22 protein-coding genes, 1 tRNA gene and 1 pseudogene are annotated in these 24,745 nt (G+C 60.2%); 5 read left to right on the top strand and 19 right to left on the bottom strand.

Translation table 11 applies throughout. From position 1 onward, the window contains the following. Positions 1-58: 58 nt before the first annotated feature. The 8 genes from JN756_RS11360 to JN756_RS11325 form a co-directional block, all read right to left on the bottom strand. On the bottom strand, positions 59-853 hold the full coding sequence (locus tag JN756_RS11360) for a DNA adenine methylase (protein WP_092239320.1): 795 nt from the start codon (positions 851-853) through the stop codon (positions 59-61). A gap of 148 nt (positions 854-1,001) precedes the next feature. Then, complete coding sequence (locus tag JN756_RS11355) at positions 1,002-1,544, bottom strand: lysis system i-spanin subunit Rz (RefSeq protein ID WP_092239318.1); 543 nt, start codon at positions 1,542-1,544, stop codon at positions 1,002-1,004. Positions 1,545-1,634: 90 nt separating this feature from the next. Beyond that, positions 1,635-3,476 carry a tyrosine-type recombinase/integrase gene (locus tag JN756_RS11350; RefSeq protein WP_115128426.1) on the bottom strand — a complete coding sequence of 614 codons (1,842 nt, stop codon included), beginning with the start codon at positions 3,474-3,476 and terminating at the stop codon, positions 1,635-1,637. Between the two features lie 235 nt (positions 3,477-3,711). Beyond that, positions 3,712-3,787, bottom strand: a tRNA-Gly gene (locus tag JN756_RS11345). Positions 3,788-3,850: 63 nt separating this feature from the next. Further along, positions 3,851-4,411, bottom strand: coding sequence for a CDP-diacylglycerol--glycerol-3-phosphate 3-phosphatidyltransferase (gene pgsA / locus JN756_RS11340; RefSeq protein ID WP_017847081.1), 561 nt, complete (start codon positions 4,409-4,411; stop codon positions 3,851-3,853). Positions 4,412-4,443: 32 nt separating this feature from the next. Next, the gene (uvrC, locus tag JN756_RS11335) at positions 4,444-6,267 is read right to left on the bottom strand and encodes an excinuclease ABC subunit UvrC (protein WP_017847080.1); all 1,824 of its coding nucleotides are present in this window, start codon (positions 6,265-6,267) and stop codon (positions 4,444-4,446) included. A gap of 1 nt (position 6,268) precedes the next feature. After that, positions 6,269-6,910: a response regulator transcription factor GacA gene (gacA, locus tag JN756_RS11330; protein ID WP_026140040.1), complete on the bottom strand. Its 642-nt coding sequence runs from the start codon at positions 6,908-6,910 to the stop codon at positions 6,269-6,271. A gap of 165 nt (positions 6,911-7,075) precedes the next feature. Continuing rightward, positions 7,076-7,432, bottom strand: coding sequence for a helix-turn-helix domain-containing protein (locus tag JN756_RS11325; protein WP_017847078.1), 357 nt, complete (start codon positions 7,430-7,432; stop codon positions 7,076-7,078). An 83-nt stretch (positions 7,433-7,515) separates the two neighbouring features. Between JN756_RS11325 and JN756_RS11320 the strand changes: the two genes are divergently transcribed. Further along, positions 7,516-7,755 carry a DNA-binding protein gene (locus JN756_RS11320; RefSeq protein WP_046384003.1) on the top strand — a complete coding sequence of 80 codons (240 nt, stop codon included), beginning with the start codon at positions 7,516-7,518 and terminating at the stop codon, positions 7,753-7,755. Between the two features lie 55 nt (positions 7,756-7,810). Here the strand turns inward: JN756_RS11320 and JN756_RS11315 are convergent, their stop codons facing one another. Together JN756_RS11315 and JN756_RS11310 are read right to left on the bottom strand one after the other, a co-directional pair. After that, a complete protein-coding gene (locus JN756_RS11315) occupies positions 7,811-8,257 on the bottom strand; it encodes a GNAT family N-acetyltransferase (RefSeq protein WP_046384004.1) in 447 nt (148 codons plus the stop codon). 1 nt (position 8,258) lies between these two features. Next, the gene (locus JN756_RS11310; protein WP_201022110.1) at positions 8,259-9,026 is read right to left on the bottom strand and encodes a carbon-nitrogen hydrolase family protein; all 768 of its coding nucleotides are present in this window, start codon (positions 9,024-9,026) and stop codon (positions 8,259-8,261) included. A 146-nt stretch (positions 9,027-9,172) separates the two neighbouring features. Between JN756_RS11310 and JN756_RS32090 the strand changes: the two genes are divergently transcribed. Continuing rightward, the gene (locus tag JN756_RS32090; RefSeq protein ID WP_256350929.1) at positions 9,173-9,307 is read left to right on the top strand and encodes a hypothetical protein; all 135 of its coding nucleotides are present in this window, start codon (positions 9,173-9,175) and stop codon (positions 9,305-9,307) included. Positions 9,308-9,645: 338 nt separating this feature from the next. Further along, positions 9,646-10,722: a 3-deoxy-7-phosphoheptulonate synthase gene (locus JN756_RS11305; protein ID WP_169881433.1), complete on the top strand. Its 1,077-nt coding sequence runs from the start codon at positions 9,646-9,648 to the stop codon at positions 10,720-10,722. A 144-nt stretch (positions 10,723-10,866) separates the two neighbouring features. Here JN756_RS11305 and JN756_RS11300 read toward each other — a convergent pair whose 3' ends face one another. The 8 genes and pseudogenes from JN756_RS11300 to JN756_RS11265 form a co-directional block, all read right to left on the bottom strand. Continuing rightward, positions 10,867-11,289, bottom strand: a complete 423-nt coding sequence (locus JN756_RS11300) for an ANTAR domain-containing protein (RefSeq protein ID WP_046384007.1) — start codon at positions 11,287-11,289, stop codon at positions 10,867-10,869. A 134-nt stretch (positions 11,290-11,423) separates the two neighbouring features. Beyond that, the gene (locus JN756_RS11295; RefSeq protein ID WP_201022109.1) at positions 11,424-15,041 is read right to left on the bottom strand and encodes a transporter substrate-binding domain-containing protein; all 3,618 of its coding nucleotides are present in this window, start codon (positions 15,039-15,041) and stop codon (positions 11,424-11,426) included. 1 nt (position 15,042) lies between these two features. Continuing rightward, on the bottom strand, positions 15,043-15,669 hold the full coding sequence (locus tag JN756_RS11290; protein ID WP_017847071.1) for a response regulator transcription factor: 627 nt from the start codon (positions 15,667-15,669) through the stop codon (positions 15,043-15,045). Between the two features lie 301 nt (positions 15,670-15,970). Continuing rightward, the gene (locus tag JN756_RS11285; RefSeq protein ID WP_017847070.1) at positions 15,971-16,687 is read right to left on the bottom strand and encodes an MgtC/SapB family protein; all 717 of its coding nucleotides are present in this window, start codon (positions 16,685-16,687) and stop codon (positions 15,971-15,973) included. An 86-nt stretch (positions 16,688-16,773) separates the two neighbouring features. Beyond that, a complete protein-coding gene (mgtA, locus tag JN756_RS11280) occupies positions 16,774-19,479 on the bottom strand; it encodes a magnesium-translocating P-type ATPase (protein ID WP_201022108.1) in 2,706 nt (901 codons plus the stop codon). 582 nt (positions 19,480-20,061) lie between these two features. After that, positions 20,062-20,316: pseudogene (locus JN756_RS11275) on the bottom strand (N-acetyltransferase); the annotation flags it as partial. A 3-nt stretch (positions 20,317-20,319) separates the two neighbouring features. Continuing rightward, the gene (locus JN756_RS11270; RefSeq protein ID WP_017847066.1) at positions 20,320-20,664 is read right to left on the bottom strand and encodes an FKBP-type peptidyl-prolyl cis-trans isomerase; all 345 of its coding nucleotides are present in this window, start codon (positions 20,662-20,664) and stop codon (positions 20,320-20,322) included. Positions 20,665-20,946: 282 nt separating this feature from the next. Further along, positions 20,947-21,198: a hypothetical protein gene (locus tag JN756_RS11265; RefSeq protein WP_046384010.1), complete on the bottom strand. Its 252-nt coding sequence runs from the start codon at positions 21,196-21,198 to the stop codon at positions 20,947-20,949. A 313-nt stretch (positions 21,199-21,511) separates the two neighbouring features. On the opposite strand from JN756_RS11265, the gene JN756_RS11260 reads away from it, so the two are divergent. Continuing rightward, positions 21,512-22,399 (top strand): nitrilase family protein, encoded by an 888-nt coding sequence (locus JN756_RS11260; RefSeq protein WP_057004913.1) that lies wholly within the window; start codon positions 21,512-21,514, stop codon positions 22,397-22,399. Positions 22,400-22,411: 12 nt separating this feature from the next. Here the strand turns inward: JN756_RS11260 and JN756_RS11255 are convergent, their stop codons facing one another. Then, positions 22,412-23,032, bottom strand: coding sequence for a transglycosylase SLT domain-containing protein (locus JN756_RS11255; RefSeq protein ID WP_046384012.1), 621 nt, complete (start codon positions 23,030-23,032; stop codon positions 22,412-22,414). Between the two features lie 185 nt (positions 23,033-23,217). Here JN756_RS11255 and JN756_RS11250 point away from each other — a divergent pair, with 185 nt between their 5' ends. After that, positions 23,218-24,714 carry a helix-turn-helix transcriptional regulator gene (locus JN756_RS11250; RefSeq protein WP_046384013.1) on the top strand — a complete coding sequence of 499 codons (1,497 nt, stop codon included), beginning with the start codon at positions 23,218-23,220 and terminating at the stop codon, positions 24,712-24,714. Positions 24,715-24,745: the final 31 nt, after the last annotated feature.

The following is a 24,745-nucleotide window of genomic DNA, read 5'->3' as shown; positions in this document are numbered from 1 at the left end:
TTAAAGGTCCCATTTTTTCCTTACAGCGTCGTCACTGTAGCAGAGCCAAAACGAATGGCTAGAACAGGCCTCCTAACGCTTCCGGCTCCCAGTTCATGATCACCAGTTCGCCGCTGACCTCGGCCGTGCCCTTTCGCTGGTTCGTGTTGCTGTACCGAATGTCCAACGTCTCGAAGTGAAAGCCTTCAAACACGCGACGGATGTCCGGGTGGTCGTTGATGCTGACCATGACCTTGCCCTTGCAGCGACGCATAAAGTCAGCCATCCGCTCGTAATTCTCGAACGGGAAGTCCACGCCATATCCAGCGGTCTGCCAGTACGGTGGGTCCATGTAGTGGAACGTATGAGCGCGGTCGTAGCGCTCAGCACAATCAAGCCAGGGGGGATTTTCGACGTAGGTGCCGGACAGTCGCTGCCATGCGGCCGAGAGGTTCTCCTCGATCCGCAGCAGGTTGATGGCCGGGCCAGTGGTCGCGGTGCCAAACGTCTGTCCGCTGACCTTGCCGGCGAAGGCATGGTGCTGCAGGTAGAAGAATCGGGCGGCGCGCTGGATGTCGGTGAGGGTTTCGGGACGGGTCATTTTCTGCCATTCAAACACCTGGCGGGAGCTGAGCGCCCATTTGAACTGGCGCACGAATTCTTCCAGGTGGTTCTGCACGACACGATAGAGCGTTACCAAGTCGCCGTTGATGTCGTTCAGGACTTCAACCGGAGCGGCCTGGGGTCGCATGAAGTAAAGCGCGGCACCGCTGGCGAAGACTTCGACATAGCATTCGTGAGGCGGAAAAAGCGGAATGAGGCGGTCGGCTAGGCGGCGTTTGCCGCCCATCCAAGGGATGATGGGTGAACTCATTGAAAGCAAGACATTACTGTATGGATAAACAGGTGCTAGACTCGCCGCGCTTTGTGCACGGAGCAGGAGCCTTGGCTGGACTTGCAGGGACATCTGCAGGGACGGCGACCGGACCGGATGTTGGCGCATCCGGCCCGGTCGCTCCTTTTCACTTCGGTGTTGAAACTTCTTTGGCGTAGGCCTGGCAGGCCGCCAGGGCTATCAGCCCCCGGTCGCCGACATCGGTGATGCCGATAATTCGTTGAGCATGCGCCGGGTCAAGTCGGGCGCGTGTGGCTCCATGAACCACGCCGCCGGCGCTGGTGGTGGCTGGCACTGCACAGCCGTTGGTGGAATCGGTGGCGTCGAGTAGGACTGACAGCCGGACATCAGCAGTAGCGAGGCGATCACGCAGGCGATCCTGATCACGTTGGGCATCGGTTAGGGCTCGATAGTGGGTTTGGTCTTTGGCGGCCAGCTGCTGTTCCAGGGTCAGGCGCTTGTCCTGCTCGGCGCGCTGCAGCGCGGCCGAGGCCAGGGTGATCTGGTTGAGGGTTTCGGTGTGGAGCCGGGCTTGTTTTTCCAGCTGCTGACCGTATCGCCAGCCTTGGACCGTCCAGGCGATGGCCGCCGAAGTAGCGACCAAAGCGAGCAGTAAAAGGCCGGCGACCAGCACGCGGTATTGCAAGGGGATCAGGTCGACGAGACGCATAACACCGCCGGCAGGCCTCGACTACAGTTCCTTGCCAAGCAGTACTCAAGCAAGCGGTGACACCCATTGTCACCGCGCTAGGACAGCAACTCAGCTTGGGCTCAGGGCGCTGCAAACGATCCGCGCAGTCATGTCGAAGTTCTCCGGAGTGAGCACATCGATTGGCGAACGCCCCTTCAGTCGCTCGTGGGGCTCACAGACCGCCCGATAAAGCCTCCAGGCATCGACATCCGGAAACCGCGCTAACGCAGCAAGTACCAACTTGTGCCGCAGTGGATCAAGCTGCCAATCGGGAATGCGCTGACCGCGATTCCCCAGGCTCAGCGACAGCAGGCGCCGAGCCTTGATATCGCGATTGATCTGATCTCTAGATTTGCCTGCCAATTTGGCGAAGACAAGCAGCGGTAAATTATTCGGAGCTTCAAAAATGGCTAGCATCTCGGCGCGTACGCGCTGGATGTCAGACACGCGAGATTGATGCGGCTTTTCAGTCGGGACCGAATGAGGTACGACAGGCGACTGGTGCGACACGATAAGAGCTGGTTCGTTGCTAACCGAAGCCTTGGGCACCGAGACGGTTGTCGCTGGAAAGGTGCCGTTGAACTGAATGGAATCTGCGCTCGCGTTTTCAAGCGATGGCAGCGAAGCGGCCCCTTCCAAACGGATGGTAAGCGGAGAGCTTGCCGCTTTCAGCTGGCCCTGCCCCCACAGATCCAGGCGGTTCGCCCAATCCTGCATCATCGTCCGGCGCTGCTCCACGTATTCCGCGTGATTGTAGGCCGCACTCACCTTATCTGGATCAGCATGAGAAAGCTGAGCATCCACCCAAACCTTCGGGTATCCGATCTCGTTCAGCGCCGTCGAGATCGTCGCCCTCATCCCATGACCAGTGAGTTGATCTGCGTACCCCATCCGACGTAACGCGCCATTCAGCGTGTTCTCACTGATACGCTTGCTCAGGTCGCTTCGATGCGCAAACAAGTAGCGCTGTGCCGGAACAACCTGGTCCAGCAAGTGACGCACGATCTCGAGCGCCTGCACCGACAGCGGCACGATGTAGGGCGGTACGTTTTGGATCTGCTTACTCGGCTTTCGCATCGCTAACTGGAGCTGCTTCACCACCTCCGCCGGTATGACCCACAAACGCTTCTCCAGATCGAACTGGTCGGGCGTCGCCAACCGCAATTCGCCCGTGCGGACACCGGTCAGCAGCAACAACCGAAGGCCAAGCCGAGTTTGGTTGGCGCCACCGTAATTTCGAAGAGCAGCCATCAATCCCGGAAGCTCGTCCATACGAAGAAATGGGTTGTGCGTAACAGGCGGTTTGGGGAGTGCGACAACGTCGAGGTCTGAAGCTGGGTTGTGTTCCAGCCCCTCGATTTTCACCAACGCATAGCGGAACAACTGGTTGAACCAGGTCCGACATTTCTCGGCTGTCGTTAAGGCCTTGCGCTGTTCGATCCTGCCCAACAAATCCAGCAGATCGTGACGATTGATATCGTAGATAGACCGCCCGCCAAGGCTGGGCAGGACGTCTTTATTGAAAATTCTCAAGATCTGCGAGAGCGTGCTCTGGCGTCCTTCCTTCAGGCTCAGCCTGCGGAACTCCACCCACTGATTGAACACGGCCTCGAAGGTATGCTCCGCCGCAAAACGAACAGCACGACGCTGCTGCTTACGGTGCTCATAGGGATTGATGCCTTGGGCGACCAAGGCACGCGCTTCGTCACGTCGGGCACGGGCTTCTTTAAGGCTGATTTGCGGATAACTACCGAGGGACATGCGCTTCTGCACGCCCGCCCAGTAATATCTGAAACGCCAGATTTTCCCGCCGCGTGCGGTCACGTTGAGCGCGAGCCCATCCGTGTCGCCTATCGTGTAGTCATTGCCGGTGATTCGGGCTTGCCGAACGGTGGTATCTGAGAGTGCCATAGCGAGCTCCTGAACAGAGTCAGGGCCAGATGCTCGTTTCGCTATCCAAGCTGCTCCAGCAAAAAACCGATTCAGTGCACATCCAAATCCAAGATCCTCATTCGGGACTTAAATCGGGACTTAAAAGCACTGGATGGAGCTGGATTTCAGTGGTTCCCGCTGGAACGAAAAAAGGGCCTAAAGGCCCTGATTTCAATCACTTACAGAATTCAGTGGAACTCTGTAGCGCAATATTTGGAGCGGGAAACGAGACTCGAACTCGCGACCCCGACCTTGGCAAGGTCGTGCTCTACCAACTGAGCTATTCCCGCGTCTTGGTGAGGCGCATTCTATAGAATCCTCAGCACCCGTCAACCCCTTGATTCAAAAAAGTTTTATTTTTTTTCAACCGTGGTGCGCAGATGAGGCCAGGCAGCGCGTAAATACTGGAGCATGGACCACAGCGTCAGGCCGGCAGCGATGAGCAGCAAGGCGTAGCCCAGCAAGACCCAGAAGGAAAAGTCCGACGGGTTGGCCAGCAGGATCACCAACGCGAGCATTTGCGCGGCGGTTTTCCATTTGCCCATGTTCGACACGGCGACGTGGGCGCGGGCGCCGATTTCGGCCATCCATTCGCGCAGGGCCGAAACGACGATCTCGCGGCCGATGATCACCGCAGCCGGCAAGGTCAGCCACAGGTTGCCGTGTTCCTGCACCAGCAGCACCAGGGCCACGGCCACCATCAATTTGTCGGCCACCGGGTCGAGGAACGCGCCGAACGGCGTGCTCTGTTCCAGGCGCCGGGCCAGGTAGCCGTCGAGCCAATCGGTGGCGGCCGCAACGGCGAACACCGAACTGGAGGCCATGTAGCTCCATTCGTAAGGCAAATAGAACAACAAAATGAAAATCGGAATAAGCAGGACGCGTAGAACGGTGATCAGATTAGGGATATTCATCGGCACAACTGGCTACGAGGTGAGAAGGCATTCTACTCGCTGTGTAGATTTGCATAAATCAACTCAGCGAGCTTTTTACTGATACCGGGTGCTTTGGCTATTTCGTCAATGCTGGCACGGGAGAGCTCTTGCAAGCCACCAAAATGTTTAAGCAGGTCGCGTCGGCGTGTCGGGCCTACTCCGGCCACGCCTTCCAGGGTTGAGGTTCGCCGGGTTTTGCCGCGACGGGCGCGATGGCCGGTAATGGCGAAACGGTGGGCTTCGTCGCGGATCTGTTGGATCAGGTGCAGCGCAGGCGAGTCGCCCTTCAACGTGAACTCATGGGCGGCATCATTCAAGTACAACGTCTCGAAGCCGGCCTTGCGCGTGGCGCCCTTGGCCACGCCGAGCAGGATCAGGTCGGGCACCGCCAGTTCGTTGAGCACGTCGCGAGCCATGGACAGCTGGCCCTTGCCGCCGTCCACCAGCAGGATATCGGGGAGCTTGCCCTCCCCCTCCTTCAATTTGCTGAAGCGGCGCGTCAAGGCCTGGTGCATGGCGGCGTAGTCGTCGCCGGCGGTGACGCCTTCGATGTTGTAGCGCCGGTAATCGGACTTGATCGGCCCCTCCGGCCCGAACACCACGCAGGACGCCACCGTGGCTTCGCCACTGGAGTGGCTGATGTCGTAACACTCCAGGCGCTGGGGCGGTTCGTCCAGGTTGAGGACTTCGGCCAGGGCCTCGAAGCGCGCGGCCACGTGCTGTCGATTCGCCAGGCGTGCGCTCAGGGCCTGCTCGGCGTTGGTCACGGCCAGTTGCTGCCAGCGCGCCCGCGTGCCGCGCACGCGGTGGCTGATGTCCAGTTCACGGCCACGCAACGCGTGGATGGCCTCGATCAACGTCGGGAAGTCTTCATGCACCACGTTGACGATCAGTTCCGACGGCAAGTCGCGCTCGGGGCTGCTGACGTAATACTGGCCCAGGAACGCGGCCATGACTTCAGCGACCTCCTCGTCGATCCCGGTCTGCGGGAAGAAGTTCTTGCTGCCCAACACCCGACCGCCACGCACACTGATCAGGTGGACACAGGCCCCACCCGGGTTGACGAACGCGGCGATCACATCGACGTCGCCGGTTCCGCCTTCCATGCTTTGCTGGTCCTGCACACGCCGCAGCAGCGAGATCTGGTCGCGCAACTCGGCGGCTCGCTCGAAATCCAGGGTGCTCGCGGCTTGTTCCATGGCGCCGGAGAGTTCGTCGGTGAGGGCGTTGCTGCGCCCTTCGAGGAACATCACCGAATGGCGCACATCCTCGGCGTACTCCGCCGGTTCAACCAGGCCGACACAGGGTGCCTTGCAACGCTTGATCTGATATTGCAGGCACGGCCGGGTGCGGTTCTTGTAGAAGCTGTCTTCGCACTGCCGCACGAAAAAGGTCTTTTGCAGCAGGCTCAGGCTTTCGCGGATCGCACCGGCGCTGGGGTAAGGTCCGAAGTATTTGCCCTTCTGCTTCTTCGCGCCCCGATGAATACTCAGGCGTGGGAAGTCGCCGTCAGATAAAAACACGTAGGGGTAGGATTTATCGTCACGCAGCAGGATGTTGTAAGGCGGCCGCCATTCCTTGATCAGCGTCTGCTCAAGCAGCAGCGCCTCGGTTTCGTTGGCGGTGATGGTGGTTTCGACCTGGGCGATACGCGCCACCAGGGCCGCGGTTTTCGGCGCGAGGCCGGTCTTGCGGAAGTAGCTCGCCAGGCGGTTTTTCAGGTTCTTGGCTTTGCCCACATACAGCAGGCGCGCCTCGCTGTCGAACATGCGGTACACGCCGGGGCGGCCGCTGCAGGTCGAGAGAAAGGCACTCGGATCAAACGGTGTGGTCATGTCAGGCGCTGGCGTCCACCATGCCGTGGCGCACCGCGAGCAGGGTCAATTCAACATCACTGCTGATGGCGAGCTTCTCGAAAATGCGATAGCGGTAGGTGTTGACGGTCTTGGGGGACAGGCACAGCTTGTCGGAGATGGCCTGCACCTTCTGGCAGCCGACAATCATCAAGGCGATCTGGATTTCACGCTCCGACAGCACGTCAAACGGCGAATCGCTGGTGGGCTGGAAGGACTTGATCGCCAACTGCTGCGCGATCTGCGGGCTGATGTAGCGCTGGCCGGCAAATACCAGGCGAATGGCTTGTACCATCTCCGCCAGGCCTGCGCCCTTGGTCAGGTATCCCGCCGCCCCCGCCTGCAGCAGACGTGTAGGAAACGGGTCTTCTTCGCACACGGTGACCACCACGACTTTGATGTCCGGGTGGCTGCGCAACAATTTGGTAGTGGCGCCAAGGCCGCCGATCCCAGGCATCTTGACGTCCATCAACACCACATCGGGTTTCAACTCCCGGGCCTTGATCAGGGACTCTTCACCCGATTCAGCCTGGCCGACTACTTGCAGGCCATCGATGTCAGCCAGCATTCGTGTAATGCCTGTACGAACGAGATCATGGTCATCGACTACTAGCACCCTAATCAAGCAGACACCTCGCGATATGGTCTTATAGGTTGCTGAACACCTTAGCAAAAAACCAAGGCGCAGACCTAGTTGCAAGTGTCATATATATAGCGCTTGACGCCGGGAAGCGCGCCCGTCGAACGACGCGCAACGCTATTTCCTGGGGGAAAGGTCAGGAATCCCGGGCTACAGCTTGGATTTACCATTCATTATCAACATTGACGAATGTTCAGCCAAGGTTGAGGTCAATCGGTGGATCGCATCCTGGTCCTCTTTGAACATCGCCCGATAGTTGCCCAGCACCTTTTCTTCGATCTGACTCAAGTTATCCATTTGCGCCGGCGTGGGAGCGCCTGTTAATACGTACAGAAGATCCACGCCTCTTTCGGCCACACGCGATAAATAATCGGCCTTCGGCGCCCGCCCGCCGTTTTCGTATTTGCCTTGTGCGTTCGCTTCAACGCCTCCAATTTCACCAAACACTTTTTGCGACAACCCAAGCCGCTCTCTTTCCTGCCTTAGACGCAAACCGATTCCACTCATTTGGATGTATGATCCTAAATTGGCACACCCCAAGAGGTGATACGCTGATCCCTTGGTTACACAAACTTGAACGGTTTTGAACTATGCCCGGAATTCGTACTGCTGCACAAGCCAAGGCTTGGCTTGAACACCAAGGTAAGTCGGTTCAAGCGTTCGCCCGGGAACACGGTGTCGACCCGGCAACCACGTATCAGGTGCTCGCTGGGCGCAAGAAAGGACGGCGGGGAGAGGCCCATAAGGTAGCGGTCCTTCTGGGCATGAAAGAAGGCATCATCCTTGCCGAGAATGAGCCTCTGAGGCAGGAACAAGAAATATTGCCCTAGGTTCAGTATGCGCTTATTAAGCCGTTGTGCCTGTTTTGCGCAAATGAGTCACTTATTAGTCTGCGGACATGGGCCGACAATCGCGTTCCATGCACCAAAAGCACGCTTCCTCACCCGCAACTTGCAAGCCCTTGCGCTGATAAAGCCTTTTTGCCGGATTGGTTTTAAACACGGTCAACCGTAAAAGACCGCGACCTTGACCGCACGCTTTGAGTGCCATTTGCTCCAGTACCCAGCTGCCTGCTCCACGGCCACGGAACGGTTCGAGAATATGCAACTCGCGAATGTACAGCGCCTGGCTGTCGCGACTCAGGCTGATAAAGCCCACCACGGTATCGTCGCTGCAGATCAGCCAATTCTCGCGCCCCGCCCAGGCCACGTCGAAACCATCGTTGGACCACAGCAAACGGTATTGCGCGTAGTAGCCGCGCATGGCTTCGTAGGTCAGCGTCCGGGCAAATGAGCGGTCCTGGTCAGTCGCCGCGCGCAGGTGAAACGTCATGTCATCGCGCCCCTTCAGCCCACAGTGCTACCGCTTGACCGGTCCAGCGCCCGCCATCGCGATGGGCAATGACCAGCGCGTCGCCCACCCCCGGCGCGGCGGCAAGCACCTGCCCATCGGCGCCCCAGATAGCACTGCGCCCCGCGCACGCCCAGCCGCCCGAGGGGCCACCGTGATTGGCCATCAATACCACCAGGCCATGCTCGGCGGCGTAGCTCTGGAGCAACGCACTGTCCGTTGCGTAGCCGCCTTCACTGATCAGCACGCCGGCGGCGTATACAGTGGCGCCCGCTTGCGCAGCCTGACGTGCATGGCTGGCGTGGGAAAAGTCGGCGCAGACCGCCAGCGCGATCCGATCATCCCGCCACTCAAGCACGTCACCGCCCTGCCCCGCGACAAACGCCACCTCTTCGCCGGGATGCAGATGCTGCTTGGTGTAAACCGCAAGCGAACCGTCTGCTCCCAGCACCAACGCGGCGATCGACACGCCCGCCCCTGGCGCCAAGCGGATCGGCATGCCCACCACCGCCGTCAAGCGCAGCTCCCGCGCCATCTCGCGCAGCGGCGTCAACAGCGCGTCCTCGGGGGCGATTGCCAGCTCAGCCGCCAAGGACGGTTCATACCCGCTCAACGACAGCTCCGGAAACACCAGCACTTGCACGCCCTGCTCAGCCGCGGCGCGCATGAACGCCAGGTGCCGCAGGATATTGGCCGGTACGTCGCCGGCGATGGAAACGGATTGAGCAGCGGCAAGGGTCAAGGCAGTCATGGTTGCGTCCCGGCAAGCATTATTGAGTGGCCACCAGCATATCGACACTCACCCCATAGTCGTAAGTACCTCCACGCAATAGAAATTACCGATTGAATCCACCCGTGCGCCTCTAGTAAGCTGCCACCATCATTTGGAGAGCCACCATGTTGCAACTCACCCACACCCAGGTTTGCCCTGCTGCCAGCGCCTCGCGCTCGGTATCGGCTACCCGTGTGAACGGTTTGAGCGCACTGGTCAGCTTTTATTTTGGGTATTGGTTTAGCCACTGGCGCGCCTGATACCTGAAATCGGCGCCCACTGCTCAAGGGGTCGCCTACCAGAGAAATCTAACCCCCGGTCGGCTCCCCGATCGGGGGTTTTGTTTTTTCAGCCCTGAACACTTTGTTTGATCAAGACCATTTAAAGGAATCACGACATGAACTACGCCACCTATTACCGCTACGACACCAGCACTGCATGGCGATTTAGCAAGCTCCGCTCGGGACAGCCTGCCGCCTCCGATCGGTCACCTATCGGTGGCAAGCCAACACACGTAGCCACTACGGCCAATTGTCGAACACCCCAGTAGGGCAGAGCGTGCGGGAATCGCCCGCCGCTTGCCCAGGAAGCCTTGAAGATGAACTCCTCCGTCGCCGCTCTGCCCGTTTCTGCCCTGACCAGCGCCAATGAAGCGCTGACCCTGCGCTTGCCCAGTTCCCTTGAACTCAAGCACCAGTTACCTCTCAGCCCATTCCTCAATGAGCAAATCCACGCCCATCGCCAAGCCGTGCGCGCCATTCTCAATGGCGAAGATTCACGTTTGCTGGTGATCGTCGGTCCGTGTTCGATCCACGACCCGGAATCGGCCATGGAATACGCACGCAACCTGAAGAAACTGGCGTTGGACGTCAGCGACCAGATGCTGCTGGTAATCCGCGCCTACGTCGAAAAACCGCGCACCACCATTGGCTGGAAAGGCCTGGCCTACGACCCGCACCTGGATGGCAGCGATGACATGGCCGCCGGCCTCAGCCTGTCCCGCGAACTGATGCGTGAGATGCTGCGCCTGGGCCTGCCGGTCGCCACCGAGTTGCTGCAACCGATGGCCGCCGGCTACTTCGACGACCTGCTCAGTTGGGTCGCCATCGGCGCACGCACCACCGAGTCGCAGATCCACCGCGAAATGGCCAGCGGCCTGGGCATGCCCGTCGGCTTCAAGAACGGCACCGACGGCGGCGTCGCCATTGCCTGCGATGCGATGCGCTCGGCGTCCCACCCGCACCGGCACTTCGGCGTCGACAGCCAGGGCCACCCGGCGATCATCCAGACCCCGGGCAACCCCGACACCCACCTGGTGTTGCGCGGCGGTCACCGTGGGCCGAACTACGATGCGCAGAGCGTGGCCCAGGTGAAACAGGACCTGGCCAAGTCCAAGGTGACCGCGCGGATCATGGTCGATTGCAGCCATGCCAACAGTGGCAAAGACCCGCTGCGTCAGCCGGCAGTGTTCAATGAAGTGCTGGAGCAACGCCTGCAGGGCGACACTTCGCTGATCGGCATGATGCTCGAAAGCCACGTGTTCGAAGGCTGCCAACCATTGGGCCCGGCGATGAAATACGGCGTGTCGGTGACCGACGGTTGCCTAGGTTGGGACAGCACCGAGCAGCTGTTGCGCAGCGCAGCTCAACGCTTGCGCGAACACGCCATCGGCTGAGCAATGGACACCGGCTTGCCTGCAAAGCGCGGGCAAGCCGGACGGCCGCCAACCTGGAGAGCAACCTCAAGGCCCTGTAACTGACCTTGAGCGCTGCCGACAAGCTGCACCTGACAGCCCCAATGGCATCGCGCCGACGCGGAACTAAACCCCGGCCACCGGCGTGCGCGATAATTCCCGCAGCCAGGGCAATACCCGCAGGCCCGCGGCGGCCTCGGGTGGGTCGATGATGTCCATGAAGTGCTCAAGGTTGATGTTATCCGGTACGCCGGGCAAGCGGACCAGTACCTGCGGTGTCAAGCCTGCGGGTACGCCCAGGTCCAGGTGATCGTAGACCAGCACGTGGCGTACCTGGGCCTGCGGCCCACCGGCGTGGGCCGCCAAGCCTGCATTGACGATCAGCACATCAAAGGGTTTGGCCGGGATCGCCGTGAGGATCTGGACCTCTTCAAAGGTTTGCACCGGCACAATCCGGTGATACCCCAACCGGTTGAGCATTTTTTCGATATACAACCGTTGCAGGTGCTGTTCATCGGCAATCAGGATGGTCAGTGCTTTGTTCGGCATGGCAAACCCCTGGCAGGCTGTGCTCGTTGAGTGAGAGCAGCCCATTTTCCAGACATATCCCGCAGACAAAATCAGGCATGTTCCCCCTTCATGTAGGAGTTGTCCCAAATCCACCGAATAACCACCCAACCGCGTCAAGGTTGATTGCAATAAACGCTCAAGCTGTGATGCAAATCATCGATCGCCTGCTCGACGTCCTCAACCGCTGCCCCCAACGCCTGGAGGTCCTGCCGTTCGCACACGGCCTCCAAGGTTTCGCAACAAGCGATCAGCGCGTGCGCCTTGACCATCCGCGCGCCGCCTTTGGCGCGGTGTGCCAGGTCATGCAACTGGGCAAAGTCGGCCTGACGTCGCAATGACGGCAATAGCCGTTGATCGGCTTCCAGACTGTCGAGCAGCGGCATCAACAATTCGTTGAGCGCGGCATGATCGTCCCCCGTCAGCATGATCAGCGCTCCCAGATCGAACGCCGGTTCGGCTTGCGGCTCGCATAGGCTCGCCATGCGCGGCGCCAGGGCCGATCGCAAGTCTTCGAGCCCGGTGGGCTTGAACAGGCACCCGTCCATGCCCGCCTGGCGACAGCGCTCGGCTTCTTCGGGTTGGGCATTGGCGGTAAACCCCAGCAGCAGGCACGGCACCAGGCCTCGCTCGTGCTCTTGAGTACGAATATCCCGCGCCAATGTGTAACCGTCCTTCAGAGGCATATTGCAATCGGTGATCACGCCATCAAAGTGCCCGGCCTGCCACAGCGCAAGCCCCTGCACACCGTCCTCGGCCGTGGTAATGCGATGCCCCAGGAAGCTCAACTGCCGGGCCAGCAGCAAACGGTTGGCCGGGTAGTCATCCACCACCAGGATACTCAACGCGCGTGTCGGTGGGCTGTGCGGAGCAGGCGCCGAAGCCGGCACCGGCAGCGCGGCCGCCAGGCTCAGCGCCACACTCACGTCCACCCGGGTGCCCTGCCCCAACACGCTGCTCAGGTGCAACTGACCGCCCATCATTTCGCACAGACTGCGACTGATCACCAACCCCAGGCCGGAACCGCTGCGCGCCGATTGTTCAGCGTTGCTGCCCTGGCTGAACGGGTTGAACAGCCGCTGCTGGTCCTGAGCACTGATGCCCATACCGGTGTCTTGCACCCACAACCTGAGCCATAGTTGATCCTCGGCGACATCGCCCTGGGCGCCCAATTGCACCTGGCCTTTGCTGGTGAACTTGATGGCATTGCTGAGCAGGTTCGAAACCACCTGCTTGAAGCGCAGCGGGTCGATCAGCACCGGGCGATCGAGCGCCGGATCGAGCGTCACGCGCAGCGCCAGCCCTTTGGCCCGCGCGAGGCCTTCGAAAACCCGCACCACCGAGGCCAGCAGCTCACGCAGGTTGGCGGGCTCCTGGGCCAGGGACAGGTGGCCGGATTCGATCCGGGCGATGTCCAGGATGTCGCCGATCAATTCCAGCATGCCGCGCGAGGCCACCGACGCCACTTCCAGCGCATCGCGATCCGCCCGACCTTGCTCGGCGCTTTTGAGCGCCAGCTCGATCATGCCGATCACCGCGTTCATCGGCGTCCGGATCTCGTGGCTCATGGTGGCCAGGAACGTCGTCTTGGCGCGGTTGGCGGCGTCGGCATCGTCCTTGGCTTCCTGCAACTGGCCTAGCAAGCGGTGGCGCTCACTCACATCCACCCAGCCGGCAATCATGCCCACGACCTTCTCGTCGCCGTCGCGGTACGGCAGCATCCAATGGTAAATCGTGAGGACTTCGCCGCCCGGCACCCTGAGGATCCGGTCATGAATCTGCGGCTCGCCCCGCGCCATCAACTTCAGGTAGTCGTCATGGTACGACTGGGCTTGCGGCGGGTTACCGGTGTCGGTTTCCACCACGGTCTTGCCGATCACGTCTTCGAGCTTGAAACCGAACACGTCGAGGTAGGCATTGTTGCAGGCCATCAACCGCCCCTGGCGATCGCGCACGTAAATCGGGTGAGGCGTGCCGTCGATCAACACGCTCATAAAGCGCATCTGATCGCTCAACGCCCGCTCGGCCTGGGCGCGCTTGCGAATCAGGCTGCGCAGGTAAAAGGCCCAGCACAGGGTGATCAACAACAGCACCGCGGCGAGACTGAAACCCTGGATGATTGCGTTGCGATGGCGCAGCCAGTAGCTGTCTTCAATGATGATCTCGCTGCGCCAGTGATTGGTCAGTTCATCCAGCTCCTCAGGTGTGATGCTCAACAATGCCTTGTCGAGGATCGAATACAACTCCAGTTGGCTGCGGTTGACGCCAAACGTGATCCGCGCCGGCTCCGTGCCGACGGTGCTGGTCATACGCAAGCGGTCGCGGTAATGACGCGCGATCATGTAGCGCGCACTGATGAGCGAAATAACAGTCGCATCGGCCCCGCCATTGGCCACCAACTCCATGGCGGCTTCGGGGTTTGCGCTGTCGATAAACTCAATACCGGGGTAATCCCGCGCGATTTGCTCACCCAGGCTGTTGCTGCGAATGAACGCCAGGCGCTTTCCGGGCAAGTCCTCCAGGGTAACCAGCCGCTCGTCTTCGGCGCGCACCACCAGCACATACGGGTTGGACAGGTAAGGCCGGGTGAAGCGCAACTTCTCGGTCCGCTCGACGCTGGGGGTAATCACCGCCAGCATGTCTGCCTGGCCAGCATTGACCTCATCGATTTGTCGAGGCAACGAACTGCCCTTCACCACATCGAACTTCAGGCCCGTGCGCAAGCTGATCCGCGCCAGCACTTCCGCGCTCAGCCCTTCGAATTGCCCTTGCTCATTGAAAAACGACAATGGCACGAACTTGTCGAGCACCGCCACTTTCACCCGCGGGTGTTTCTCCAGCCAGCGCTGCTCGCTGTCACTCAGGCGCAGCCGTTCGGCTTCCATGAAACCGCTGCCACCAGCACTCCAGCGGCGCAGAATATCCATCTGCTGGTTGACCGGCACGATGGCCAACGCGGCGTTGATGATATTGCGCAGGCGAATATTGTCCTTGGTGAACGCAAACCCGAAAGGGTTGACCTCCAGGCCGGAAAAATCCGCCACGCGCACGTTATTGAGGTGGTTCTTGTTGATCAGGTACCGGGTGCTGATGGCATCGCCCAGGTACGCATCGGCCCGGCCGAACGCCACCGCACCGATGGCTTCGAAGGTCGAGGCAAACAGTTGCAACTGCGCGTGGGGGTAGAACCGCTGCACGGCATCGGGCTGCATGTAGTGATACAGCATGGCCACGCGTTTGCCGGCCAAGTCCGCGCTCAGGGCCTGGGTGTCTCCGATGCGGGTGACCAGGGTGGGTTGATCGTTGGCGTAAGAGCGTGACAGCTCCAACTCAGGGTCTGCGGCTTCATAGCCGTTGGCCGAGCCAACGAAATCCACCGCGCCCTGCTTGAGCGCTTCAATCACTTCATCGCGGGTGTCGTAGCGTCGCACCTCGATGATGATATTCAACGCCTGCGCCACCAGCGCCGCATAATCGGCGGTAATGCCCTCAAGCTCGTCGTTGTTGTTGCTCAGGTCGAATGGCGCGTAATCCGGCGCCGACACCCCCATCACCAACGTGCGCCGCTCACGTAGCCAGCGCCAGTCGGTTTCATCCAGTATCAGGCGGGGGTTTTCGAGCTGAGAGTGCCCCAACAGGCGCAGCGCGTGTGGCTGATCGACGGCCACTGCGAGCATGGGCAACAGGCCCATCAACAAGATAGCGGCGAGCCGCCTGAACGCAGTGGCAGTCATTTCAGATCAAGTGATTGCGCTGGGCGAACTTGGATAAATGCACGACGGAGGACATGCGCAACTTCTCCTTCAGGCGGGTTTTGTACGTGCTGATGGTCTTGTGGCTCAGCAGCATGTCCTCGGCGATTTCCTTGTTGCCCAGGCCCAGGGCCAGCTTCTGCAGCACCGTCAACTCGCGGTCCGAAAGAGCTTCCACCAACTCGTGCTCGGAGGTCTGCAAATCATCGCGGCGCACCGAACTGGTGGGCAGGCTGGGAAAGCAGCTGTAGTTGCACATCACAGCCTTGATTGCTTTTTGCAGCTCGTCCAACTCGCCGGTCTTGGCGACAAACCCCATGGCACCGGCCCGCATGCACCGGGTCGAAAAAAACACCGCCAAGTAGGACGTGAGCACCAGGATCTTGCACGGCAGGCCCAAGGCCTTGATCCGACTGATGACCTCCAGGCCACCCAACTTGGGCATCGCCAGGTCGAGAATCACCAGGTCCGGGCGCCCTTCTCTGGCCTTCTGCACGGCATCCGCGCCATTACCCGCTTCATCAATTTCAGTAAAACCTTCCTGTTTCAACAGAAATTTGACAGTGGCACGAATAAACGGGTGGTCATCCACTACTAACGCTTTGCTCATAAAACACCCCTGAGAGGACAAAGTACGCTGACACATCACACGGGACCCAGCCACCTGTGAGAATTGACAGTCCCGACGAACGGTACAGTCCCTCAGAGCGCCAACAGACGGGTGCCTGGTCCCTTCCCTTGAAAATCACCACGAACATATGAAGCCGTATCATTGCTGCCGGCCAGCCGCAGCGATCAACCTTAGCAATGGGGTGATGTTTCTTACGAAGGGATAATCCTGACTGCGTGTAGGACTTTTCCTTACAAAAGCATAGCCAATCCTGGGTATGCCTAGGCTTGACCAGGGTGGATCAGTCGGTGGTACTTGGGCTCCAGAAAGCCTGCACCACCAGGCTCGACATGGAAATGCGCGTCACCAGGGCGTCCAGTTCATCACCGTCCACGGAAGTGGCCGCCAGGGTCGCCTCGATCTCCACTTCTTCGCTGCCAAACGGGCGCACATCGACATCGCTGGCGGGGTAGTTGCAACGTGCCAGCTCGGCTTCCAGCAACACCATGACCGCCTGTTGCTGGCTACGCCGTGCAATCACATAGAGGATGTTGGTCACCTCCGCCGACACCACATCCAGCGGCTGGCGGTTGATGTTATTGACGATCGGCCGCAGCAGCGTATTGGCCGCCAGTACGAACAGCGTGCCCAGCAGCGCTTCGAGGATCAGGTCGGCACCGGCACAGGCGCCCACCGCGGCCGAGGCCCAGAGGGTGGCGGCGGTGTTGAGCCCGCGCACGTTGCCTTCTTCGCGCATGATCACGCCGGCCCCCAGAAAGCCGATGCCCGACACCACATAGGCGACCACCCGCACAGCACCGTCTGCACCGCCCAGGCGGTTGGCCATGTCGACGAAAATCGCCGCGCCCACTGCGACCAGCACGTTGGTGCGCAAGCCCGCCGTGCGCTGGCGGTACTGGCGCTCGAAGCCGATCAAGCCGCCGAGGATAAACGCGGCGGTCAGGCTGACCACGGTATCGATCAGGGAATCGAGGTTGATGTTGTTGATTGCCTGCATAAAAACTCCATGAATGCGGCGGCAGCCCCACTGCCATCGCGGGCAGGCCCGGCTCCCACCGGGCCCAGGGGCGTTCGATACAACTGTTATTGCCAGCCAAACTTACGGATGTAGTAGCCCTTCACCGCTTGGGTCAACGCCATGTACCCCAACAGAATCACGGGCAGGAACACAAAGTACAGCGACGGCAACGCCTGCAGTTTGAAGTAGTGCGCCAGCGGCCCCATCGGCAGGAAAATCCCCACGGCCATGATCACCCCCGTCATCACCATCAGCGGCATTGCCGCACGGCTTTGCAGGAACGGGATTTTCGGGGTGCGGATCATATGTACGATCAGCGTCTGGGTCAGCAACCCCACCACGAACCAACCCGACTGGAACAGGGTCTGGTGGTCCGGGGTGTTGGCATCGAACACATACCACATGAGTGCGAACGTGGTGATGTCAAAGATCGAACTGATCGGCCCGAAAAACAGCATGAAACGGCCCACATCCCCCGGTTGCCAGCGTTGCGGCTTGGCGAGCATTTCTTCATCGACGTTATCGAATGGAATCGCGATCTGCGAAATGTCGTACAGCAGGTTCTGCACCAGCAAATGCATGGGCAGCATCGGCAGGAACGGAATGAACGCACTGGCGACCAACACCGAAAACACGTTGCCGAAGTTGGAGCTGGCGGTCATCTTGATGTACTTGAGCATGTTGGCGAAGGTGCGCCGGCCTTCGAGCACGCCCTCCTCCAGGATCATCAGGCTCTTTTCCAGCAGGATGATGTCAGCCGCTTCCTTGGCGATGTCCACCGCGCTGTCCACCGAAATACCGATATCGGCCGTGCGCAGCGCCGGTGCGTCGTTGATTCCATCGCCCATGAAGCCCACCACATGGCCGTTGGCCTTGAGCAGGCGCACGATGCGTTCCTTGTGCGACGGCGTCAGCCTGGCGAATACGTTGGTGGTTTCCACGGCCTTGGCCAGTTCGGCGTCGGTCATGTCCTCGATGTCGTTGCCCATCAGCAGGCCTTGCTGCTCCAGGCCCACTTCGCGGCAGATCTTGGCGGTGACCAGTTCGTTATCGCCCGTCAGCACTTTGACGGCCACGCCGTGGGCTTTGAGGGCCTTGAGGGCAGGCGCGGTGCTTTCCTTGGGCGGATCGAGGAAGGCCACATAACCGATCAACGTCAGGTTTTTTTCATCCGCCAGGTTGTAGGTATCGCGCCCCGCTGACATCGGCTGCGCGGCGACCGCGACCACCCGCAAGCCTTCTTCGTTGAATGCCGCGGTCACTTGGCGGATGCGCGCCAGCAACTCATCGGTCAGCGCTTCGTTGGAGTCACCGTGGCGCACCCGGTTGCACACCGACAGAATCTCTTCCACCGCGCCTTTGCAGATCAACAGGTGCGGCTGGCCTTGCTCGGCCACCACCACCGACATCCGGCGCCGGTTGAAGTCGAACGGGATCTCATCGACCTTCTGGAACGCGGTGGCGACTTTCAGCTCGCGATGCACCTCCACGTGTTCCAGCACCGCCACGTCCAACAGATTTTTCAGACCGGTCTGGTAGTAACTGTTGAGGTAGGCCATTTCCAGCACGTCGTCGGACTCTTCGCCCCACACGTCCACATGGCGCGCCAGGAAAATCTTGTCCTGGGTCAGCGTGCCGGTTTTGTCCGTACACAGTACGTCCATGGCGCCGAAGTTCTGGATCGCGTCCAGGCGCTTGACGATGACCTTCTTGCGCGACAGAAACACCGCGCCCTTGGCCAACGTCGAGGTGACGATCATCGGCAGCATTTCCGGGGTCAGGCCCACGGCAATCGACAGCGCGAACAGCAGCGCTTCGGTCCAGTCGCCCTTGGTGAAACCGTTGATGAACAACACCAGCGGCGCCATCACGAACATGAAGCGGATCAGCAGCCAACTGACTTTGTTGACGCCCTGCTGGAACGAGGTGGTCGCGCGATCCGTGGCGGTGACGCGCTGGGCCAACGCGCCGAAATAGGTGCTGTTGCCGGTGGTCAGAATCACCGCCGTCGCCGCGCCGGACACCACGTTGGTCCCCATGAACAGGATGTTCTCCAGGTCCAGCGGGTTCCGCGTCTTGGCATCCTTCTGCTGGGCAAACTTCTCCACCGGCATCGATTCGCCGGTCATCGCCGCCTGGCTGACGAACAGGTCCTTGGCATTGAGCACGCGGCAGTCGGCGGGGATCATGTCGCCGGCCGACAGCACGATCAGGTCGCCCGGCACCAGTTGCTTGATCGGCAGCTCGATGGGTTTGGCCGCCTCGCGGCGCAACACCGTCGCGGTATTGCTCACCATGTCCTTGAGTGCGTCGGCAGCCTTGTTCGACTTGGCCTCCTGCCAGAAACGCAGCAGGGTCGACAGCACCACCATGGAAAAAATCACCGTGGCGGCCTTCATGTCTTCGGTCAGCCAGGAGATCACCGCCAGCAAGGTCAGCAGCAGGTTGAAGGGGTTCTTGTAGCAATGCCACAGGTGGACCCACCAGGGCAGCGGCTGTTCGTGTTCGACTTCATTGAGGCCGTATTGCTCCCGCAACGCGTCGGCGTCCTGGGCGTCCAAGCCTTCGGCGTGACTGCCCAGGGTGCCCAGCAACTGTTCCGCGCCGCTGTTGGCCGCAGCCACCAGGGTTTGCGCCAGGCTCGGCGGGACTTCGCGGCTGACGCTGGCGTCGGTGACGCTGTCGAGCAGTGCCAGGCGACGGAAATGCCGAGCGATATGCCGGGTCCGCAGGAAGCCGGCAAAGAACTCTTTCAACAGAGTGAAGTTCATGGTGTTACTCCTGCGCGAGGAAACCGTCGTGCAGGTACGGCCAACTGCGCCGCGCCCGATCAAAAAGGCACAGCCAGCCTGGCCCGCCCGCCGCAAAAAGGCAGGCGCGTCCGTAGCAACCTGAGGTGAGTCAGGTGCTGGTCAGCGTCGATGAGAGTGGATCGAGGCAGGCGCCAGAACTGGTCGCTGCCGGGATGCCGCTTCTCGCTGTTTGGCGAGACAACGGCATCGGAAGAATGCGCGTTACCTTGCCAAGTCTGTGCCGGTTACCGAAACCGGCCGACGACTGTCACTTGAACAAGTACCCACTGAGGGTCTCCGCTATTGATGAAAACGCGCGAAGCTTACGCCCCGATTACAGGAGAGTAAACCGTAGGAAAGTACCTGCATGATGAATAAGAGGATTCTTCAGGATGGGTTCAGGAACCCCTATCTTGAAGCCCTCCAAGGCTTAAATGTGGGAGGGAGCTTGCTCCCGATGGCGATGGTGCAGCTAGAGATAAGCTAACTGCCCCACCGCCAGCGGGAGCAAGTCGAGTCGTCGCACCGCCCCTCCCACAGGTTGAATGTGTCTATCCGCAGCTAAGGTGCAACAGGTCGATCTCGCGGCACCCGTATCAGGTAATCATCCACCTGCCCACCCACCAGCGCCTTGACCTGAGTCGACACCGTATTCAGCTGTCGCCCCATCCTGATCCCCTCGCGAATACGCACCGGCACATACCCCAGTTTCGGCCACAAACGCTCGGCCTTGCGATTACCGACCACCACCGTCAGGCGCGGCCACTCGGCACCCTGCGTGACGGCCCATGCTTCGAGGTCGGCGTGTAACCGCCGCCCTCAATCATCACGCGTCAGTACTTCCAGCAATTCAATTTCAAAGCGCAAAGGGCTGTTCGGCTTGATATGCGCGCCCATCGAACGTTCGCCATACGCCAGGTGCGCCGGTACGAACAATGTGCGTACACCGCCGACTTGCATGCCCATCAACCCCTGGTCCCAGCCCTTGATCACCCGGCCCGTTCCAATCACACACTGAAACGGCTTGCCCCTTTCCCACGACGAATCGAACACCGTGCCATCTTCCAGGGTGCCGGTGTATTGAGTGGTGATCAACGCGCCCTTGACCACGGCCTTGCCGGTGCCGGGGCGGATGTCGGTGATCTGGAGTTGTTCGTCGCTCATGGGGGGCTCTCGTTGACTGCGCAAAGGCTGGGGTTTTCCCAGAATTGGGTGGGTTTGGCAAGTGTAGGAAGCGTCGGCTCAATGACATTTCTCTTTAACCTGCGGGGCGTTTCCGCCGGCTGGGCAGCACCTGGCGCACAGGCGCTATTTCGAGATCGTACTCGGTGAACATAATCGAGGGGGCGGTGAATTGATCGCTGGAGTGCATGCTGCCGAGCTGAACCGGCGGCACGCGTTGTGAGGAGGGACGATTGCCTCACCACAACAAAAGCAATCACCGCCTCAAAGCTCAAGGCCGGATAGTAAGGTTTTGTCGCGAGAGAGCAGACCTAGTGTCTGCAACACGTCATTGACTGCGCCGACAACGCCCACATTTTTAGGCTGGGGCTTCCCATCGACAACATCCTTCAACGCTGTCAAAAACTCCACCCGGCCCGAATCGACCTTATCGGACTTGCTGTCCTTGGATGAGATACGGCCCTGGGCAGTATTAATCTCTTTATCAAGGTAAGCGCTAAATTCAGACTTTTTCATTGTCAGTTTCCTTCTTCAACAATGCGTGAGGGCACACGCAACAGCTTAAGAAGCTCACTGCATCCTGCCTACTGTCAGAGTTCACAGGTCTGTACCAGTCGCCGGGTGTCGTTCTCACAACCAATGCTAGTGCATGTCGATCCAATTTCGCTGGGACCGAAAGACCTGACCTCTCTCCACGAATAGGGGCAGCGAACTATCAAGAGCCCACTGACACCTCAACCGGAAGCGCCCGATTTTCTCCCGCCCGTCAGATCACCTCTTATGGAGCGCCAGCCACTTCGGCGGTAACCATCCAAAGAGATCACCCACAATGAACCAAGCCACAAGCCCTGTACGTGTTTCTGTTGTGCAATTCGATCCCCAGGTCGGTGTGGACCACCGTACCGCAAACCTGCGACGTAGCCTGGAGCTGGCAGCCGCGGCAGCGAACGGCGGCGCCAATCTGATCGTGCTGCCGGAGCTTTCCAACTGCGGTTACTTCTTTTCCAGCCGCAAAGATGCGTTCGATCACGCCGAAGCGGTGCCAGACGGTCCGAGTCTGCGGGCATGGATCGACTTTGCCGGCCGGTACCAGGTCTATCTGGCGGCGGGCCTGAACGAAATCGACGGAGCGCAATTATTCAATACAGCGGTGCTGCTCGGCCCGGACGGTTTTATCGGCAAGTACCGCAAGGCCCATCTATGGAACCTGGAGAAGCTGTGGTTCACCCCGGGAAACACGGGATTTCCAGTCTTCGAGACACCGATCGGGCGGATCGGCATGCTGATCTGTTGGGACATCTGGTTTCCCGAAGTCCCGCGCATTCTCAGCCAGCAGGGTGCCGATATCATTTGCAGCCTGAACAACTGGGTCTGGACGCCGCCCCCGCTGTTCGACGACGCCGGGCGGTGCATGGCGTCCTACCTGACGATGACGGCAGCACACGTCAATAACGTGTTTATTGCCGCCGCCAGTCGAATCGGCGAAGAGCGCGATGCCCGTTACCTGGGGTGTTCGCTGATTGCCGGGACCAATGGGTGGCCTATCGGCAAGGTGGCGTCGGCCAATCGCCAGGAAATCCTGTTCGCCGATATCGACCTGAGCAGCGCGCGCAGTGCGCCCATCTGGAACAGCCTCAATGATCTGCAAAGGGATCGGCGGGTTGACCTGTACGATCAGATGCTGGGCTATATGCAGCATCGAGCATTGCCGCGTTGAGCACGAGCGGCCTCACAACCAATGCCAAAACCGGCTCCAGAACCCACGCCCCAAATCATTCTTGCAACCCGCATATTGCTGCGCATACAGCTGCGAGCGAGCCTGCACTTTGCTGGCCACGGGGGGTAGCCAGGCTTTGCTGGCGTAGGTGCGCTGGCGATAGCCGCCCCAGCCTTCGTGGTAATTCAGGTATTGGCCGTAGGCGTCGTACTTGTAAACGCCGTTGATGGTGTAGGTCTTGTCCATGTACCAACCGACGAAGTCGATGGCGTCGTCGAAGTCCTGACGGCTGGCGCCGCTGCGGCCGGTGCTTTTGCGGTAGTCGTTCCACACTTCATCCTTGGCCTGGGCATAGCCGGCGGCGGTGGAGACGCGGCCCCAGGGGATGATCCACAACAGGTAGTTACGCGGAGCCTTGGCGTCCTGCCGGAAGGCCGATTCCTGGTACATGATGGCGAACGGCAACTGGATCGGCACGCCCCAGCGCTTTTGGGTGACTTGGGCGGCGTCGTACCAGTCGGCCTTTTCGCGAAAGATGCCGCAGAGGTCGTTGGGCGTGCGGGGTGGCGAGGTGCCGCAGGCCGCCAGCAGCGAAGTGAGTAATAACAAGCCGACAGCTTTGCCTGCGTTCAAGATGCACCTTTGCGGGATACGCGTAAAAAGCCGGCATTTTACCCATTCAACGCGGCAGGTGAAGAAAGGAAACGCTCAGCGCCGTGCGCAACAGCAGCGTGCGCCAGATCGCACGGGGCAGTTGCGCTGCACTATCGCGCAGCCTGGGTGTCGTAACTCGCATGCGCCCATTCCCAGGAGAAACCATGAGCCAGGACGTCCTCGCCAAAGAAACCAACCGCCGCCAATTGCAGCAGATCATCTCCGGGTTGTCCGACGGGGTGATTTTGGCCGAGCTAGACCAGACCATCCTCTGGGCCAACGAGGCCGCGCTGACCATGCACGGGGTCAGCGCGGTCGAACACCTGGGCGCCAACAATCAGGCCTATGCCGAGCGGTTCGCCTTGCGCTATCGCAATAACCACCCGCTGTTGCCGGACAACTACCCGCTCAGCCGGGTGGCGGCCGGCGAAGCGTTCAGCGACGTGATCGTGGAAGTCAGCCCCACCGGCGACGACGAGCGCAGTTGGGTCCATCGCCTGCGCAGCCTGGTGCTGACCGATTCACGCGGCGAACCGGAGCTTTTGGTGTTGATCCTCAGCGACGCCACCGAATGGGCGAGTGCCGAGCAGCGCTTCGAAAAAACCTTCAACGCCAACCCCGCGCCCGCCGTGATCTGCCGCCTCAGCGACCTGCGCTATATCAAGGTCAACCAGGGCTTTCTGGAGATGACTGGCTATAACCGCGACCAAGTGATCGGCCGCTCGGTGTATGAACTGGACGTGCTGGAACACGCCGAGCGCAAGGACCTGGCCATCCAGCGCCTGGCCGAAGGCGCGACCATCCCGCAGATGCAGGCCGAATTGCGATTGCCCGAGGGCGGCAGCAAGTTGGTGATCGTGGCCGGCCAGCCGTTGGACATGAACGAGGAAGACTGCATGTTGTTTTCCTTCACCGACCTGGAACCGCGGCGCAAGGCAGAAATCGCCTTGCGCCAGAGTGAGGAGCGCTTCGCCAAGTCGTTCCGCCTGACGCCGGTGCCAACCCTGGTGTGCAACGCCGACAACCGTCAGGTGGTGGATATCAACGAAGCCTTCATGAGCATTACCGGCTACACCAGTGAAGAACTGATCGGCAAAGCCATCGAAGACATCGACTTCATCGACAGCGCCCAAGCCTGCGCGCAGTTGTTCGCCACTCTGGAAAAAGCCGGCAACCTCGACGGGCTGGATCTGAAGGTGCGCAAGAAAGGCGCTGAGGTGATCGACTGCGTGGTGTCCGCCGATACCGTGAGCATCCAGGACGTGCCCTGCTACCTGCTGGTGCTGATGAACATCACCGAACGCAAACGCTCGGAGCTGGAGCTGGTGGCGGCCATCGAAGAAGTGATGCAGGACGCCTCCTGGTTCAGCCAGACCCTGATCGAAAAGCTGGCCAACGCCAAAGGCGCCAACCGACCCAATGTGCCGGGCATTGCCTTCACCGATCTCACCACCCGCGAGCGCGATGTGCTGGGTTTGATTTGCGAAGGCCTGGCCGACAAAGAGATCGCCTCGCGCCTGAAGCTGGCGCCCAACACGGTGCGTAACCATGTGGCCACGGTGTATTCCAAACTGGGGGTGCATAGCCGTAGTGCAGCGATCGTCTGGGCCCGTGAGCGCGGGCTGTTCGCCGGTGAACTGCGTCTGAAAAACAAGCGCTGAAAGTACAAATGCACTAGTGCGGCTAGTGCGA

The sequence above is a fragment of the Pseudomonas sp. Y39-6 genome (assembly GCF_023651955.1).
Taxonomy (GTDB): Bacteria; Pseudomonadota; Gammaproteobacteria; order Pseudomonadales; family Pseudomonadaceae; genus Aquipseudomonas; species Aquipseudomonas veronii.
The sequence above is the reverse complement of the archived record's forward strand: the minus strand, read 5'-3'. Positions and strand labels throughout refer to the sequence as shown.

Excerpts from the sequence above, each read along its gene's own strand:
- JN756_RS11315 (WP_046384004.1), bottom strand. The coding sequence starts at position 8,257 with ATGACGTTTCACCTGCGCGCGGCGACTGACCAGGACCGCTCATTTGCC.
- JN756_RS11300 (WP_046384007.1), bottom strand. The coding sequence starts at position 11,289 with ATGCCGAACAAAGCACTGACCATCCTGATTGCCGATGAACAGCACCTG.
- JN756_RS11360 (WP_092239320.1), bottom strand. The coding sequence starts at position 853 with ATGAGTTCACCCATCATCCCTTGGATGGGCGGCAAACGCCGCCTAGCC.
- JN756_RS11320 (WP_046384003.1), top strand. The coding sequence starts at position 7,516 with ATGCCCGGAATTCGTACTGCTGCACAAGCCAAGGCTTGGCTTGAACAC.
- JN756_RS11355 (WP_092239318.1), bottom strand. The coding sequence starts at position 1,544 with ATGCGTCTCGTCGACCTGATCCCCTTGCAATACCGCGTGCTGGTCGCC.
- JN756_RS11295 (WP_201022109.1), bottom strand. The coding sequence starts at position 15,041 with ATGACTGCCACTGCGTTCAGGCGGCTCGCCGCTATCTTGTTGATGGGC.
- JN756_RS11350 (WP_115128426.1), bottom strand. The coding sequence starts at position 3,476 with ATGGCACTCTCAGATACCACCGTTCGGCAAGCCCGAATCACCGGCAAT.
- uvrC (WP_017847080.1), bottom strand. The coding sequence starts at position 6,267 with ATGACCACACCGTTTGATCCGAGTGCCTTTCTCTCGACCTGCAGCGGC.
- JN756_RS32090 (WP_256350929.1), top strand. The coding sequence starts at position 9,173 with ATGTTGCAACTCACCCACACCCAGGTTTGCCCTGCTGCCAGCGCCTCG.
- pgsA (WP_017847081.1), bottom strand. The coding sequence starts at position 4,411 with ATGAATATCCCTAATCTGATCACCGTTCTACGCGTCCTGCTTATTCCG.
- JN756_RS11305 (WP_169881433.1), top strand. The coding sequence starts at position 9,646 with ATGAACTCCTCCGTCGCCGCTCTGCCCGTTTCTGCCCTGACCAGCGCC.
- JN756_RS11265 (WP_046384010.1), bottom strand. The coding sequence starts at position 21,198 with ATGAAAAAGTCTGAATTTAGCGCTTACCTTGATAAAGAGATTAATACT.
- JN756_RS11285 (WP_017847070.1), bottom strand. The coding sequence starts at position 16,687 with ATGCAGGCAATCAACAACATCAACCTCGATTCCCTGATCGATACCGTG.
- JN756_RS11325 (WP_017847078.1), bottom strand. The coding sequence starts at position 7,432 with ATGAGTGGAATCGGTTTGCGTCTAAGGCAGGAAAGAGAGCGGCTTGGG.
- mgtA (WP_201022108.1), bottom strand. The coding sequence starts at position 19,479 with ATGAACTTCACTCTGTTGAAAGAGTTCTTTGCCGGCTTCCTGCGGACC.
- JN756_RS11250 (WP_046384013.1), top strand. The coding sequence starts at position 23,218 with ATGAGCCAGGACGTCCTCGCCAAAGAAACCAACCGCCGCCAATTGCAG.
- JN756_RS11270 (WP_017847066.1), bottom strand. The coding sequence starts at position 20,664 with ATGAGCGACGAACAACTCCAGATCACCGACATCCGCCCCGGCACCGGC.
- JN756_RS11260 (WP_057004913.1), top strand. The coding sequence starts at position 21,512 with ATGAACCAAGCCACAAGCCCTGTACGTGTTTCTGTTGTGCAATTCGAT.
- JN756_RS11290 (WP_017847071.1), bottom strand. The coding sequence starts at position 15,669 with ATGAGCAAAGCGTTAGTAGTGGATGACCACCCGTTTATTCGTGCCACT.
- JN756_RS11310 (WP_201022110.1), bottom strand. The coding sequence starts at position 9,026 with ATGACTGCCTTGACCCTTGCCGCTGCTCAATCCGTTTCCATCGCCGGC.